Here is a 15,284-nt window from a genome sequence, read left to right as displayed (position 1 = left end):
CTTATGAACATTCTGATTGTCCATGCTCATCCAGAACCACAGTCTTTTACTGCTGCTCTAAAAAGTACAGCCAAGCAAACCTTAGAAAAATTGGGGCACACAGTAGAGGTTTCAGATTTATATGCGATGCAATTTAACCCTGTTGCGTCCAAAGAGGATTTTCTAGAGCTCAACCAACCTGATTATTTTAACTATGCCCTCGAACAAAGAAATGCCAGCAAAAATCAACTTCTAGCTCCAGATATTCAAGTAGAAATTGAAAAAGTAAAAAAAGCTGATTTAGTTATTTTTAATTTCCCACTTTATTGGACATCCGTTCCAGCAATTTTAAAGGGCTGGATTGATCGTGTGTTCGTCTCTGGCTTGTTTTATGGGGGTAAGCGGTTTTATAACCACGGCGGCATGGCAGGTAAAAAAGCAATGTTGTGCTTAACACTCGGTGGTAGAACACATATGTTTGGCGAGAACTCTATTCACGGACCAATAGAGCATTATCTATCACCGATTCAACGTGGTACTTTGGCATATGCCGGTTTTGAAGTTTTACCACCATTCATTGCTTATCACGTACCTTATATTAGCCAAGAAGCACGAGAAACCCTTCTCAAAGACTATGAGATTTATCTCTCTCACTTGGACCAGCTTGAACCATTAAAATTTCCTAAGCTTGAGCAATTTGATGAAAAACTATATCCACTCTAATGCTGTGTTTGAGCTCTAAAAATTAAATAGCCGAATTTAGCTTATTATTTTCGGTTATTTTCTTGCTCATAACTTTCAAATAGAAATCTAAATTCGTTCAAAAAATAGATCAAACGGTAAAAAAATCAAGGTAAACTTTTTTATAAAATTAAGAATATAAAAGTTAATCAATAATATACAGATGTAGAGAAACTAGACTTATCAACTAAAAATGACAACTACTACTCATTTCATAATCGATTAATTCATATTTTTACAAAAAAATCTTTGACCATTTTTCTTGGATTTGTGACAAAAATGTCACTAAAACAAACCTCTTTACTAATAGATTAAAAATATAAATATCAATCAATTAAAATAATTTATCAACGAAAATATTCCTTCATATTTCATTTATTATTGGCACTATTTGTATAAAAAGTGAGTACTCCTCAGTTCATATAACAGATTTACTCTTATTGTAATTATGCTATTTTTGTTACATGGAGTTATCAAAGCTTTTATAAGTTGTAATTAGAAGCTTTGAAGGCAACACAGTTTAAACGGTTTAACTCTGTTACTTTTAAAAAAATGTCTTGAAGTTCAAGGAAAGATTAAAATGAAATTAAAACATCTGAGCACTGCAATGATTTTAGCAACGCTGCCTGCAACTGGGGTTTTTGCAGCAGCATTGGATCGCTCTGGACAATCAATGTCTGCATTTTTGCAGCCTAATAATTACTTTGAAGCTGGTATTTCTGTTTTAGACCCAGATGTAGCGGGTAAAGAAGCTGGAACAAGTGCAACGCGCCGTGATATTGGCGACATGGGTAATGATTATTATTTCCCAAATGCTGCATTAAAACTGCAACTTAATGATAAATTCTCATTTGGTATACTATACGATCAACCATTTGGCGCAGATGCTGAATATTCTGGAAAAAATGTATTTGTATCAGATAGCACCAATACAATTTTAGCTCCTGAAAGATTAGATGCTATTCGTACAAGCACTATTGATACAACATTTAATGGATTAACTGCTAATCAACGTGTAGGTGCCGCGCTGCAAGCTCAAGGTGTTGACTTATCCTCTCCTGCTGGACAAGCACAATTTGCTGCCACTTTAAATGCTTATAATAATGATGCAACTACTAAAGCTGTTATCGATGCGGGTGTTAAACAAGGTGTTGCTGCAAAGGTTGACGCTGGTTTAGCACAAGTGAATGGTTTGCTTGGTAAAGGTGCCACTAAGGTTAAAGTTGATACACAGAACCTAGCAATGGTTTTTGGTTTTCAACCAAATCAAAATTGGAACTTCTATGCGGGTGGTGTATATCAAACAATTAAAGGAAACATCAACCTCCGTGGTCAAGCTTACAGTATCTACAATGGCTATGACGCAGATATTAAAGAAACAGGTGGTGCAGGTTGGTTAGCAGGTTTCGCTTATCAAATCCCTGAAATTGCATTGAAAGCATCTTTAACGTATCGCTCAGAAATTGACCACGATGTCAATATTCGTGAAAACTTGCCTACACTTCCTGCTCTTTCATTATTAGGACAAGCTGCAGCTGGTGAAGCAATTAAAAATAGCTCAGCAGATACCACAATTACTACACCTCAATCAGTTAACTTTGATTTCCAAACGGGAATCATGGCTGACACTGTTGCCTTTGCTAACATACGTTGGGTGAACTGGAAAGATTTCTCTGTTCAACCATACAAATTTGGACAACTATCAAAAGTTGTAGGCCCGATTGTCAACCGTCCAAATGGTTTTGATTTAGTTAGCTATTCAGATGACCAATGGACAGTGACTACAGGTGTTGGCCGCAAACTTAATGACAAATGGGCTGGTAACGTTTCTGTAGGTTGGGACTCTGGTGCAGGTGACCCAATCACAACTCTAGGTCCAACAGAAGGTTACTGGAACGTAGGTTTAGGTCTTCAATATAGTCCTACCCCACAAACGTTTATTGCTGGCGGCGTAAAATACTTCTGGTTAGGCGATGCTAAGGCTCAAACTGGCGCACAAGCTGGTGGTGATGAATATGTTGCGGAGTTCTCTGACAACAACGCAATCGCTTATGGTTTAAAACTTGGCTATAAATTCTAAGTTTCAAAACTCATTCATATAAAAAGGCGCTTAAAGCGCCTTTTTTATTATTTATCTATTATGCTGGAATGCTACGCTTTGAAACTGAACGGATTGCTTCTTTCAAGGCATCATATCCGTGGATAGCTGGAAACTGCGGGAACTCAGCAATCACGTTTGCAGGTGCATCAAATAAGAAACCATGGTCAGCTTCACCCAACATGGTTGTATCGTTATATGAATCACCCGCTGCAATTACACGGAAATTTAAGCCATGTAGTGCTTTAACCGACTCACGTTTTTGATCAGGTTGGCGTAATTTATAAGCTGTAATCATTCCTTCTTCATCTGTCTCTAATTTATGACAGAAAATTGTTGGCCATCCTAATTGCTTCATTAAAGGATGCGCAAATTCATAGAAGGTATCTGATAAGATCACGAGTTGGAAATGTGTGCTCACCCATTCAACAAATTCTTTTGCACCTGGTAATGGCCCCATCTCGGCAATAACTTCTTGAATGTCATTTAAGCCTAATCCGTGTTGTTTTAAAATATTAAGACGCTGAGTCATTAAAACATCATAATCCGGAATATCACGAGTTGTTGCCTCGAGTTCTTTGATCCCTGTTTTTTTTGCGAAATTGATCCAGATTTCAGGAACTAAAACCCCTTCAAGATCTAGGCATACGATTTCCATGAATGCTTCCAACGTTGGTTAAAAATTGCTGTATCATACCACTAAGATTTTCAGTTTTGCGTTGTTATTGATCAAATCAATTTTATTCATAAGGATCGAAATTAAAGTGCTAAGCACTTTATTCACTATCCATTAGAATATTTTTCATAACTCAATGCGCCCAAGCCTTTTGCCAGGAACACACATGACCGTTATTCCGACTATTGATATCGTAGATGCTCTTGCAGCCGAATATGCGACCAAAAGCCCGCGAGAAATTTTAGAGCTTGCCTTAAGCCAGCAAGGTGAAATCGCAATTTCTTTTTCGGGAGCAGAAGATGTTGTCTTAATTGATATTGCTTCACGTTTGGGTAAGCCATTCCGTGTCTTTAGTCTTGACACTGGTCGACTGCATGCCGAAACTTATCAATTTATTGAAACTGTCCGTAAACACTACAATATCAATATCGAAATTTGTTTCCCTGAATCTGAAGCTGTTCAAAACATGGTAAACGAAAAAGGTTTATTCAGCTTTTTTACAGATGGGCACCAAGAATGTTGTGGTATCCGAAAAGTTCAGCCTTTGCGTAAAAAACTTGCGACTTTAGATGGCTGGATTACGGGCCAACGTAAAGATCAAAGCCCTGGTACACGTACAGAAATTCCAGTAGTACAAGCTGATGCAGGTTTCTCTGGTCCAGGTAAGCAACTCATTAAATATAATCCTTTAGCAAACTGGACAAGTGCTGAAGTATGGAGCTACATCCGTATGATGGAAATTCCATATAACCCTCTTCACGAACGTGGTTTTGTTTCTATTGGCTGTGAACCATGTACACGTGCTGTATTACCTAACCAACATGAGCGTGAAGGACGCTGGTGGTGGGAAGAAGCGACTCAAAAAGAGTGTGGATTACACGCAGGTAATATGAAAAAGTAATTTGTTATCAAAAAACCACTGCTAAATCAGTGGTTTTTTTTATGTCATGTTCCGTACACAAAGTCATATTTTATCTACTCTAAACGCTATATACTTAATTTTACGGTTCTATAATTCTAATAAGAGCTCAGATAAGGGCTTCTTAGAAAAATGCATGAGGCACAATGATTTATGCGTCCATTACACCCAATTGATTTCATTTTTCTGTCACTTGAAAAAAGACAGCAACCCATGCATGTCGGTGGATTATTTTTATTTGAAATTCCTGAAAATGCACCTGAAACTTTTGTACATGATTTAGTTGAAGATATTAAACGCTCAAAAAGTATTCCTATTCCTCCGTTCAATAACCGTTTAAATGGCTTATTTTGGGATGAAGATGAAGAGTTCGATATCGATCATCACTTTCGCCACATTGCTCTGCCTCATCCTGGCCGTATTCGTGAACTTCTGGTTTATATTTCACAGCAACATAGTTCATTAATTGATCGTGCAAAACCTCTTTGGACTTGTGACATTATTGAAGGAATCGAAGGCAATCGCTTTGCCATGTATTTTAAAATCCATCATGCAATGGTCGACGGTGTTGCAGGGATGCGTTTGATTGAGAAATCACTTTCAAAGACACCAGAAGAAAAACATGTTGTTCCTTTATGGTGTGTTGAGAGCAAAAGAACTAAACGACTAAAAGTACCAACTCCAAGCACAAGTAAAATTAAGAGTATTTTAGGCGGCATTAAGTCTCAACTCGATATCGCTCCTAAAGTCATGCAAGAGCTATCTCAGACTATATTTAAAGAAATGGGCAAAAATCCTGATTATGTTTCTACTTTTCAGGCACCAGTGTCGATTTTGAACCAAAGAGTGAGTGCTTCACGTCGTTTTGCAGCCCAATCATTTGAACTGAGTCGTCTTAGAAAGATTTCAAAAGTGTTAGGCGTAACAATTAATGATGTTGTACTCGCAGTATGTTCTGGTGCTTTACGTGAATATTTGATTAGTCAAAATAGCTTACCTAAAAAACCGCTTATTGCCATGGTGCCAGCTTCATTACGCACCGATGATTCTGATATGAGTAACCGAATTACCATGATTCTGGCAAATTTAGGAACTCATAAAGACCAACCGTTAGAACGTCTAGAAATCATTCGTCGCAGCATGCAAAATTCAAAGCAACGCTTTAGCCGCATGACTGCGAATGAAATTTTAAACTATAGTGCGGTTGTTTATGGTCCGGCAGGTTTAAACATCATGTCAGGAATGCTTCCTAAGCGTCAGGCGTTCAATTTAGTCATTTCCAATGTACCAGGACCACGTGAGCCTCTTTATTGGAATGGCGCGAAATTAGATGCTCTCTACCCTGCTTCAATTGTCATGGATGGACAAGCTCTAAACATTACTATGACGAGTTATTTAGATAAGCTTGAAGTTGGATTAACAGCTTGTCGAAATGCCTTGCCAAAAATGCAAAACCTTTTGACTCACTTAGAAGATGAGATTCAACGGTTTGAAGAAATTATTGCAGAGAAGCAGCTGAAACATCATTCAGCAAGTTAGAAAACTAAGGGGCTTTAAATTAGCCCCTTATTTTTTGATTGTGCGGCACTGGTTAAGCAACTGATGACATACTGAACGAATCATTGCAGTTGTGATCGGTACTTCTTTACCTTGGTCATTCAACATATAGCAGCTATTTACTGGCGTGCTTTCTAAAACATGTTTAAGACCGTTGCTAATTAAGTTTTCACTTACATTCATGGGTTATACCTCTTATTGTTTGCTAAGACGTTAAATAGGGAGAACGTCTACGGCTACTGTATGTAAGTAGTATTTAAAATTCATGAATGAAAGTAAAATTTCAGTTGTAACAAGGATTAAGCGATATCTTGTTACAACTTTAACTTAAAATGATATCGTATTGCTCTTGCGTATATAAATTTTCGACCTGAAATTTAATGACACGGTTGATGAAATGCTCTAAATCTGCCACTGCTGGCGCTTCTGCTGTTAATAATCGGTCAATCACAGAAGGATGAGCAACAACAGTAAAGCCACTCGTTGACTCAAATGCACGGGTATATCGTAATATCTCACGAAATATTTCGTAACACACTGTCTCTGCTGTTTTGACAAAACCACGTCCTTGACAGGTTGGACATGACTCACACAGCAAATGTTCTAACGATTCACGTGTGCGTTTACGCGTCATTTCAACCAACCCAAGTTCTGACACTTGAGTAATTTTGGTCTTAGCGTGATCACGCTCAAGCATTTTTTCAAACTGACGCATCACCTCTTCACGGTGAATTGCCTCTTGCATGTCAATAAAATCAATAATGAGAATACCACCCAAATTACGCAGTCTAAGTTGACGCGCGATAACTTGAGTCGCTTCCATATTGGTTTTAAAAACGGTGTCCTCAAGACTACGACCACCGACATATGAACCCGTATTAACGTCAATCGTGGTCATGGCTTCAGTCTGATCGATCATCAAATAGCCGCCTGACTTCAAAGCTACGCGGGTTTGTAAGGCTTTTTGAATATCCTCTTCGACATTATAAAGATCAAATAGTGGTCGCTCACCCGGATAATGAATAAGTCGACTCTGCATATTCGGGACAAATTCTTCAACAAACTCAAGAAGCTTCGCGTGAATCTCTCGCGAATCGACATAAATCTTTGCAGTTTCGTCGCTAGCCAAATCTCGAATAATACGTTGAGGTAATGGAAGCTCTTCAAAAATTAAGGAAGGGACAGCAACATCAATTTGTTTTCGTTGAATGTATTCCCATAATTTACTCAGATAGCACATATCCTGTGCAATTTCTGCCTCATCGACACCTTCAGCAGCTGTGCGTACAATCACGCTACCCGGCAAATTATGTTCAGATTGAATACCTTCGATAATATTACGTAGTCGCTCTCGCTCTTCTTCAGACTCAATACGCTGAGATACACCAATATGATTACCATATGGCATGAGAACCAGATAACGTGAAGGGATTGAAAGGTCAGTACTCAGACGGGCGCCTTTTGTTCCCAACATATCTTTCATTACTTGGACAGTAAGCGTTTGTCCGGGATGTAAGAGTTCAAAAACATTTGGGGTAGGCTGTGAACGAGGCCAAACCATATCATTGATATGTAAAAAGGCTGTTCGAGACAAACCAATATCAACAAAAGCAGCTTGCATGCCTGGAAGCACCCGCACGACTTTACCCTTGTAAATATTGCCGACTAGACCACGTTTGACTGTACGTTCAACATACAGCTCATTAACAGTTCCATTTTCGATTAATGCCACCCGACACTCCATAGGCGTGACATTAATAAGTAATTCTTCTGACATACATAAACTCAAAGCATTATAAAATTTTTATTAAAGAGTCAGAGAAGCTGTTAACTTTGCCTAGTGTTCATCGACAATGCTATTCAATTAAGAATGATAACAACCTCTTATGTCTTTACTCTTTTTAATAACTGTGCAAATTCGTATAAAGGAAGTCCTACCACATTACTATAACTTCCTTGAATTTGGGGAATATATTGAGAAGCAATCCCTTGAATTGCATATCCACCGGCCTTCCCCACAGGCTCACCTGTAGCCCAATAATCTTCCATATCTTGCGTAGTCAGAGGCTGAAACTCAACTTGTGTTTGCACCACCTGACTTAACATTTTTTGTTGCGTAGCAATACATAACCCAGAAAACACATCATGCCAACGTCCAGATAATTTTTTCCAGATTTCAAAAGCATGATTTTTCGATTCAGGCTTACCAATAATTTGGCCATCAAGCCCAAGACTTGTATCGGCAGCAATAACGATTGCGTCTGGAAAAAGCTTCAATACAGTTTGTGCTTTTTCTCTAGCTAACCGTTCAACATAATGGTGAACCAGCTCATTTTCATGAACGGACTCGTCAATATCTGGACTATAGATTTCAAAATCCAAACCCAGTTGTTGCAATAGCTCCTTCCGACGAGGAGAGCTAGATGCTAAAACTATATGCGCCATTTTGCCAAACAATAATAGACGATTGGCCAAGTGATGATACTTGTCATCAATGGTTGCCAATGTCTAGCAATCGAAAAATGAATTCCACCCATGGTCTGCGTTACCCACATAAACGCTAAATGAGCAATAATGACCAGAGTTGCAATTGTCCATAAATTACCAAAGGTTAAAATACGGCGCTCGCGAATTAAAAAACGGGTAAGAAAAGTCACAATTACAAAACTTAAAGCATTAAGGCCCAAAGGCGCATCAAGCAAAAGGTCTGTAAAAATTCCCATTCCAAATGCAAACCAGACTCCACACCATGTTGGCTGACATACCACCCAAAATAGCATAATCATTAACATGAATAATGGGCGCCAACCTGAAATATCGTAGGATAGCGGGTAAACCATGAGCACGGAGCCGACAATTACAGAGAGGATAATTCCCCATAATGGATCGTTTCGTTTTTCTCGTTTCAATTTAGCGATCGGCATATGGTTGCTCCTTCGCTAAAGAATCAGAGAAAAGTACGACTACATGATGCCCTGTTGCTAATTGTGCGGCTGGTGTAACATCAATTTCTGCAAATTCGCCCGAATTATGGCGTCTTATTTTGGCAACTGTACCCACTGCGTACCCTGCTGGGAAATGTTCACCCAAACCTGAGCTAAACACTTTATCACCCACTTGAATATTCGCACTCGTCGGGACATATTCCATTTTCAAACGACCCAAATCACCAGTACCAGAAACAATCGCCCGCATTCCAGTGCGCTCAAGACGTACTGAAAGTGAATGTTCTTTATCTGATAACAACATTACACGTGAGCTATGCGGATATACATTAATGATCTGTCCCATAATTCCTTTATCATCCAGAACCGTTTGACCGACCTTAAGATGGTCCATAGAGCCACGGTTAACAATGATGATATGACGTAATGGGTCTGCATCTGTCCCAATTACTTCGGCGATCTCCATACGTCCATCAATAATTAATGGAGTATCAAGAAGACCTCGCAAACGGGTGTTTTCAGCTGACAGTTCAGAAAGCTTCTGTAAACGAACCTGAGCTTGTAAAAGCTCAGCCTGCATCGCAGTATTTTCACGACGCAGTTGTGCTTCAGATTTTGTTTGTTGATTCAGCCATTCTCTCGACAGTACTGGATAACTAGCCAATGCATAAATTGGGTTATATGCAGCGTACAAGACATCCCTTGCTGGCTGAATTACATACGGCATGCGCCAATCAAAAAACAGCACAACCAAACATGTAATGACCGCAATAATGAACGAGCGGAAAGATGGCGGCTGTCTTGAAAAAATATTCGGTTGCACCGCCTAATCCTTAAACTTAACCAACAAAAAGCATGTCATGGTTCGGGTTGTCGAAGAATTCCAATACCTTACCACCACCACGGGTCACGCAAGTAAGAGGATCTTCAGCAACCACAACTGGTAAACCAGTTTCTTGAGCTAATAATTTATCGAGGTTACGAAGTAATGCACCACCACCTGTCAACACAATACCGCGCTCGGCAATATCAGAAGAAAGTTCTGGAGGCGTTTGCTCAAGTGCAGATTTTACTGCGCTTACAATATTTTGTAATGGATCAGAGATTGCTTGAGTAATTTCGTCAGAAGTTACAGTAATTGCGCGAGGCACACCTTCTGCAAGGTTACGACCACGTACTTCAATTTCTAATGTTGTGCCATCAGAAACAGCCATACCTACTTCTTTTTTAATAATTTCAGCAGTAGTTTCACCAATTACACAACCGTGAGCTTTACGAACATAATTGATGATTTGCTCATCAAAAACATCGCCACCGATGCGTAAAGAGTCAGCATAGACACAACCTTGCAATGAAATAATTGCAATTTCAGTTGTACCACCACCAACATCCACAACCATAGAACCACATGCTTGTTCAACTGGCATACCTGCGCCAATTGCAGCAGCCATAGGTTCTTCAATCAAACGAACATCACGGGCACCAGCATTAAATACTGCTTCACGAATCGCACGACGCTCGACCAAAGTTGATTTACATGGTACACATACAACTACACGAGGTGCAGGTGGGAACAAACGTTTTTCGTGAACTTTACCAATAAACTGATTCAACATGGTTTCAGTCACTTCAAAATCCGCAATTACACCGTCTTTCATTGGACGAATTGCAGAAATATTCGCAGGCGTACGGCCCAGCATTTGCTTAGCATCTAGACCTACAGCAGCAACAATTTTTTGTGAACCACTGTGACGAATTGCCACAACTGTTGGTTCATTTAATATAATGCCGCGGCCTGGTGCATAAATAAGTGTATTTGCTGTACCTAAATCAATGGCTAGATCCGGCGAAAACAAGCCAATTAGTCGTTTTAGAATCACGGTTCGTTCTCAGTTAAACTTTCATGTGGATGCAAGGTGGCAACTTTAAACTAAATGTGATGATTTGAACAAGTCAATCGCTTATTATAACGCACGATATTTTGAAAATTTTTAATACTGATTAGGTGATGTTATGTCTACATCGGATGCACAGCATTCAGCAGATTTAAATGCACAAACAGTTTCAGCAATCGCCAATCTTGCTCGATTGTCGCTCAATGATACGCAATCTGCTGAATATGCTCAAAGTCTAAATAAAATTTTAGGCATGATGGAAACCTTAAAAGGCATTGATACGGAAGGCGTAGAACCTTTGAAAAGTCCTTTTGACAATCCTCAACCTTTACGTGCTGATGTGGTAACGGAAAGCAATCATCGAGATGAGTACCAAGCAGTTGCACCTGCAACTCAAGATGGTTTGTATCTTGTTCCTCGCGTGATTGAATAACTTTTACTCAATTAACCCATCTTCCCTATTTTGAATGTAAAGAAATTTTACTCATGACTGATTTACATCGCTTATCAATTCGTGAACTTGCTGAGGGCTTAAGCCAAGCGAAGTTTTCATCTCGCGAACTGACTGAACATTATTTGCAACGTATTGCTAAAATTGACCCATTGGTAAAAAGCTATGTGACGGTTACACCTGAGCAAGCGCTTTTAGAAGCTGACGCTGCCGATGCTGCTTTAAAAGCAGGTAATGCAACTGCTCTAACGGGTATTCCTCTGGCACACAAAGATATTTTTTGTACTAAAGGCATTAAAACAACTGCTGGTTCAAAAATACTAGACAACTTCATCTCTCCTTACGATGCAACTGTTGTTGAAAAAACTAAAGCAGCTGGTCTTGTCACTTTAGGTAAAGTGAACATGGATGAGTTTGCGATGGGTTCAACTTCAGAAAGCTCATATGTTGGCGCAACAAGTAACCCATGGGCGCTTGACCACGTTCCTGGTGGTTCATCAGGTGGTTCTGCTGCGGCTGTAGCGGCTGATTTAGCGCCATTTGCAACAGGTACTGATACAGGTGGCTCAATTCGTCAACCTGCTTCTTTCTGTGGCTTAACAGGCTTAAAACCAACCTATGGTCGTGTATCTCGCTTCGGTATCATTGCTTACGCATCATCTTTAGACCAAGCAGGTCCAATGGCACGCTCTGCTGAAGACTGTGCTTACCTAATGAATGTAATTGCAGGTCATGATGCAAAAGACTCGACTTCGGTTAAAAAAGAAGTTGATGACTACGTTGCGAACTTAAATGGCACATCTGTAAAAGGCTTACGTATTGGTATTCCTAAACAGTACTTTAACGTTGCAGGATTAGATGCAGACGTAAAAGCGCGTGTCGAAGAATCATTGAAAAAGCTTGAAGAAATGGGCGCAACGCTTGTTGAGATTGACCTCAACATGACTGAAGCCTATGTACCAACGTATTACCTCATCGCGCCAGCAGAAGCATCATCTAACTTATCTCGTTACGATGGCGTTCGTTATGGCTATCGCTGTGAAAACCCAGCTGACTTGATGGATCTTTATAAGCGCTCACGTTCAGAAGGTTTTGGTCCAGAAGTTCAGCGCCGTATCTTAATTGGTACCTATGCACTCTCTGCGGGCTATTACGATGCTTACTATGTGAAAGCTCAAAAAGTACGTCGTTTAATTCAACAAGACTTCTTAAAAGCATTTGAAAATGTAGACGTGATTGCTGCTCCTTCTGCACCAACAACTGCTTATAAAATTGGTGCGAACTTAAGTCCAACTGAAATGTATTTAGGTGATATTTATACACTTGCAGTGAACTTAGCAGGCTTACCAGCAATTAATGCTCCTGTTGGTTTTGATAAAGACAGCTTACCTGTCGGCTTACAATTAATTGGTAACTACTGGTCAGAATCACAATTGTTGTCGATTGTTCATCAATACCAACAAAACACCGATTTCCATACTCAACGTGCGGCAATTGCTGAGGAGAATGCATAATGGCTGAAGCTCAAAAGTTGAAATTGATTGACGGTTGGGAAGTCGTTATTGGTATCGAAATTCACACTCAGCTTGCAACCAATTCTAAAATTTTCTCAGGTTCATCGACTGAATTTGGTCAAGACCCAAATACGCAAGCGAGCCTTGTAGACTTGGCAATGCCGGGTGTACTCCCTGTTTTGAATGAAAAAGTGGTTGATCTTGCTATCCGCTTTGGTTTGGGTATCGATGCATACATCGACCAAGCATCTGTGTTTGCACGTAAAAACTACTTCTACCCAGACTCGCCAAAAGGCTACCAAATTAGCCAAATGGATAACCCAATTGTGGGCTTGGGTCATATCGACATTCAACTTGAAGATGGCACAACAAAACGTATTGGCGTAACTCGTGCTCACCTTGAAGAAGATGCTGGTAAATCGATTCATGACCAATTTGAAGGCATGTCTGGCATTGACTTAAACCGTGCTGGCACACCTTTACTTGAAATCGTTTCTGAGCCGGACATGCGTTCAGTTGAAGAAGCTGTGGCCTATATCAAATCAATTCACACCCTTGTGCGTTGGTTAGGTATTTCCGACGGTAACATGGCTGAAGGTTCATTCCGTGCAGACTGTAACGTGTCTTTACGTCGTCCGGGTCAACCGTTTGGTACGCGCTGTGAGCTGAAAAACCTCAACTCATTCCGTTTCATTGAACAAGCGATCAATGTTGAAATTGAACGCCAAATGGAAATTTTGGAATACGGTGGAAGCATCGACCAAGAAACTCGTTTGTTCGATCCAAACAAAATGGAAACGCGCTCTATGCGTTCTAAAGAAGAAGCGAATGACTACCGCTACTTCCCAGATCCAGACTTGTTACCTGTAATTATTGCAGATGAACAGATCGAAGCTGCTCGTGCTGCGCTTCCAGAGCTTCCTGCTGCACGCCGTGCACGCTTTATCGCAGACTTTGGTGTAACTGAGTACGATGCACATGTACTTACGCTCTCACGCGAAATGGCAGACTTCTATGAAGCTGTTGTGGCTGCTGCTGGCGGTGCGAAGCAAGGTAAAGTATCAGCAAACTGGGTAATGGGCGAATTCTCAGGCGCATTAAACAAAGCAGGCCTAGACTTAGCGGACTCTCCTGTTTCAGCTGAACAGTTAGGTGGCATGATTGCACGTATTGTTGACAACACCATTAGCGGTAAGATTGCTAAACAAGTCTTTGGCTTTATGTGGGAATCGGAAGGTAAATCTGCCGATGACATCATTGCGGAAAAAGGCTTAAAGCAAGAAACCGACACAGGTGCAATTGAAGCAATCATTAAAGAAGTACTTGCAGCCAATGAAAAAATGGTTGAAGAGTACAAGTCTGGTAAAGAAAAAGCTTTTAACGGTCTTGTTGGTCAAGTCATGAAAGCTTCTAAGGGTAAAGCTAACCCTGCTCAGGTGAATGAATTAATGAAGAAATTGATTGGTTAAACTGATCTCAATTCAAAAGAAAACCCGCTTAACGGCGGGCTTTCTTTTTATTTCGATTCTTTTTAACCTCAATTGATGTATTTATTAATCTTTTTTTTATGTCGAATTCCATATCATTTTGCACAATTAATTGGAAAATTACGTCTTTTAATACTAAATACATATAAGCAATACTAACTATCTTATCCTTTTCATTACCTTGAGTCTTATGACACATGCGAGTTTCCCACATTTCAATATTTGATGGGTTTTTCAAAAAACGGATAAAATCTTCTGCTTGTTGAGTACCACTCGTTGTAAACGATGTTGTTGAACTATAATTCCAGTCATTTCTTATTTGGCTTGGTAGAGGCCAACGGTACTCAGATGAGTCACAAATTTTCTTCATAAAAGCAATATTTGGAATAGCTTTTACACCACATTTACCCTGTCCCACTAGATTTAATATTGATTTAAGATTTGTCCATGTAAATTTATGAGGTTGATCTCCAGATTTCAAAAATTGAACTTTTACAATCTCATTATCCTTATCTGGTATAAAAGACATACTATATACGTTATTATTCCCATCAGAAATTTCACTTATTGCCTTTCTTAGATCTGAAGAGATAATAGATTCAGTATTACTTCTCTTATATAACTCTTTCAAATTTCCACCTGAAAAATTAACTAATGATTTCCCATATACCTTAGAAATCAAATTAGCCATAAAAAAACAGCAATAATATACAGAAACCACTATCCAAGCTGGCTGTGATTTAGTTTTTAATAAATTCTCTATATTATTAATTTGCTCTTTTATACGAACCCACTCAATAGAAACTTCTGATCTAACAATTTTATTAAATTCTTCAATATCAATATAAGCATCAAAATTTAAATTACTTAAATTTTGATGCTTTATACTAATTTCATTTTCTTCTATTATAGCGTCTTTAAATTTAACTTTTTTCTCATTAAAAGAAACAATTAAATCACTAATTAGATTTTTACGCATTTCTCTCTGAACATGCAAACTAATAACATCACTTGTAAGCATA

The 15,284-nt window shown here is 39.2% G+C and carries 15 protein-coding genes; 7 read left to right on the top strand and 8 right to left on the bottom strand.

All coding sequences use genetic code 11. The features are described 5' to 3' along the window. Window positions 1–3 precede the first annotated feature (3 nt). The gene (locus K6I41_RS03510; RefSeq protein ID WP_250375205.1) at window positions 4–702 is read left to right on the top strand and encodes an NAD(P)H-dependent oxidoreductase; all 699 of its coding nucleotides are present in this window, start codon (window positions 4–6) and stop codon (window positions 700–702) included. 598 nt (window positions 703–1,300) lie between these two features. Then, complete coding sequence (locus tag K6I41_RS03505) at window positions 1,301–2,800, top strand: outer membrane protein transport protein (RefSeq protein WP_111856219.1); 1,500 nt, start codon at window positions 1,301–1,303, stop codon at window positions 2,798–2,800. 58 nt (window positions 2,801–2,858) lie between these two features. Here K6I41_RS03505 and thrH read toward each other — a convergent pair whose 3' ends face one another. After that, a complete protein-coding gene (gene thrH, locus K6I41_RS03500; protein WP_003655338.1) occupies window positions 2,859–3,476 on the bottom strand; it encodes a bifunctional phosphoserine phosphatase/homoserine phosphotransferase ThrH in 618 nt (205 codons plus the stop codon). Between the two features lie 184 nt (window positions 3,477–3,660). Here thrH and K6I41_RS03495 point away from each other — a divergent pair, with 184 nt between their 5' ends. Continuing rightward, complete coding sequence (locus K6I41_RS03495; protein ID WP_004789321.1) at window positions 3,661–4,395, top strand: phosphoadenylyl-sulfate reductase; 735 nt, start codon at window positions 3,661–3,663, stop codon at window positions 4,393–4,395. A 171-nt stretch (window positions 4,396–4,566) separates the two neighbouring features. Next, window positions 4,567–5,952: a WS/DGAT/MGAT family O-acyltransferase gene (locus tag K6I41_RS03490; RefSeq protein ID WP_005309889.1), complete on the top strand. Its 1,386-nt coding sequence runs from the start codon at window positions 4,567–4,569 to the stop codon at window positions 5,950–5,952. A gap of 27 nt (window positions 5,953–5,979) precedes the next feature. Here K6I41_RS03490 and K6I41_RS03485 read toward each other — a convergent pair whose 3' ends face one another. From K6I41_RS03485 to K6I41_RS03460, 6 genes are all read right to left on the bottom strand, one after another. Then, window positions 5,980–6,153: a PA1571 family protein gene (locus tag K6I41_RS03485; protein ID WP_002116397.1), complete on the bottom strand. Its 174-nt coding sequence runs from the start codon at window positions 6,151–6,153 to the stop codon at window positions 5,980–5,982. Window positions 6,154–6,292: 139 nt separating this feature from the next. Beyond that, on the bottom strand, window positions 6,293–7,747 hold the full coding sequence (gene rng / locus K6I41_RS03480) for a ribonuclease G (RefSeq protein WP_004789319.1): 1,455 nt from the start codon (window positions 7,745–7,747) through the stop codon (window positions 6,293–6,295). 107 nt (window positions 7,748–7,854) lie between these two features. Continuing rightward, window positions 7,855–8,415 carry a Maf-like protein gene (locus tag K6I41_RS03475; protein WP_250375204.1) on the bottom strand — a complete coding sequence of 187 codons (561 nt, stop codon included), beginning with the start codon at window positions 8,413–8,415 and terminating at the stop codon, window positions 7,855–7,857. Continuing rightward, window positions 8,403–8,894: a rod shape-determining protein MreD gene (gene mreD, locus K6I41_RS03470; RefSeq protein WP_004789317.1), complete on the bottom strand. Its 492-nt coding sequence runs from the start codon at window positions 8,892–8,894 to the stop codon at window positions 8,403–8,405. The genes K6I41_RS03475 and mreD overlap by 13 nt, the downstream gene beginning before the upstream one ends. After that, window positions 8,881–9,738, bottom strand: coding sequence for a rod shape-determining protein MreC (mreC, locus tag K6I41_RS03465; protein ID WP_004789316.1), 858 nt, complete (start codon window positions 9,736–9,738; stop codon window positions 8,881–8,883). The genes mreD and mreC overlap by 14 nt, the downstream gene beginning before the upstream one ends. Before the next feature lie 16 nt (window positions 9,739–9,754). Continuing rightward, window positions 9,755–10,795, bottom strand: coding sequence for a rod shape-determining protein (locus K6I41_RS03460; protein ID WP_004789315.1), 1,041 nt, complete (start codon window positions 10,793–10,795; stop codon window positions 9,755–9,757). Between the two features lie 133 nt (window positions 10,796–10,928). On the opposite strand from K6I41_RS03460, the gene gatC reads away from it, so the two are divergent. From gatC to gatB, 3 genes are read left to right on the top strand one after another with little or no spacing between them, the layout of a single operon-like run. Then, window positions 10,929–11,243, top strand: a complete 315-nt coding sequence (gene gatC / locus K6I41_RS03455) for an Asp-tRNA(Asn)/Glu-tRNA(Gln) amidotransferase subunit GatC (RefSeq protein WP_000107699.1) — start codon at window positions 10,929–10,931, stop codon at window positions 11,241–11,243. Between the two features lie 53 nt (window positions 11,244–11,296). Beyond that, window positions 11,297–12,775, top strand: coding sequence for an Asp-tRNA(Asn)/Glu-tRNA(Gln) amidotransferase subunit GatA (gene gatA, locus K6I41_RS03450; RefSeq protein ID WP_224972432.1), 1,479 nt, complete (start codon window positions 11,297–11,299; stop codon window positions 12,773–12,775). Continuing rightward, a complete protein-coding gene (gene gatB / locus K6I41_RS03445) occupies window positions 12,775–14,244 on the top strand; it encodes an Asp-tRNA(Asn)/Glu-tRNA(Gln) amidotransferase subunit GatB (protein ID WP_250375203.1) in 1,470 nt (489 codons plus the stop codon). Before gatA ends, gatB begins: the two co-directional genes overlap by 1 nt. A gap of 28 nt (window positions 14,245–14,272) precedes the next feature. On the opposite strand, the gene K6I41_RS03440 is transcribed toward gatB, so the two are convergent. After that, the gene (locus tag K6I41_RS03440) at window positions 14,273–15,283 is read right to left on the bottom strand and encodes a hypothetical protein (RefSeq protein ID WP_250375202.1); all 1,011 of its coding nucleotides are present in this window, start codon (window positions 15,281–15,283) and stop codon (window positions 14,273–14,275) included. Window position 15,284 lies beyond the last annotated feature (1 nt).

Origin of the sequence: Acinetobacter sp. AS23, from assembly GCF_023612055.1 — a bacterium.
In the GTDB taxonomy this organism is placed as follows: domain Bacteria; phylum Pseudomonadota; class Gammaproteobacteria; order Pseudomonadales; family Moraxellaceae; genus Acinetobacter; species Acinetobacter oleivorans.
The sequence above is the reverse complement of the archived record's forward strand: the minus strand, read 5'-3'. Positions and strand labels throughout refer to the sequence as shown.

Coding starts and splice junctions, on each gene's coding strand:
- K6I41_RS03510 (WP_250375205.1), top strand. CDS start 4: ATGAACATTCTGATTGTCCATGCTCATCCAGAACCACAGTCTTTTACT.
- K6I41_RS03505 (WP_111856219.1), top strand. CDS start 1,301: ATGAAATTAAAACATCTGAGCACTGCAATGATTTTAGCAACGCTGCCT.
- thrH (WP_003655338.1), bottom strand. CDS start 3,476: ATGGAAATCGTATGCCTAGATCTTGAAGGGGTTTTAGTTCCTGAAATC.
- K6I41_RS03495 (WP_004789321.1), top strand. CDS start 3,661: ATGACCGTTATTCCGACTATTGATATCGTAGATGCTCTTGCAGCCGAA.
- K6I41_RS03490 (WP_005309889.1), top strand. CDS start 4,567: ATGCGTCCATTACACCCAATTGATTTCATTTTTCTGTCACTTGAAAAA.
- K6I41_RS03485 (WP_002116397.1), bottom strand. CDS start 6,153: ATGAATGTAAGTGAAAACTTAATTAGCAACGGTCTTAAACATGTTTTA.
- rng (WP_004789319.1), bottom strand. CDS start 7,747: ATGTCAGAAGAATTACTTATTAATGTCACGCCTATGGAGTGTCGGGTG.
- K6I41_RS03475 (WP_250375204.1), bottom strand. CDS start 8,415: ATGGCGCATATAGTTTTAGCATCTAGCTCTCCTCGTCGGAAGGAGCTA.
- mreD (WP_004789317.1), bottom strand. CDS start 8,894: ATGCCGATCGCTAAATTGAAACGAGAAAAACGAAACGATCCATTATGG.
- gatC (WP_000107699.1), top strand. CDS start 10,929: ATGTCTACATCGGATGCACAGCATTCAGCAGATTTAAATGCACAAACA.
- gatA (WP_224972432.1), top strand. CDS start 11,297: ATGACTGATTTACATCGCTTATCAATTCGTGAACTTGCTGAGGGCTTA.
- gatB (WP_250375203.1), top strand. CDS start 12,775: ATGGCTGAAGCTCAAAAGTTGAAATTGATTGACGGTTGGGAAGTCGTT.
- K6I41_RS03440 (WP_250375202.1), bottom strand. CDS start 15,283: ATGCTTACAAGTGATGTTATTAGTTTGCATGTTCAGAGAGAAATGCGT.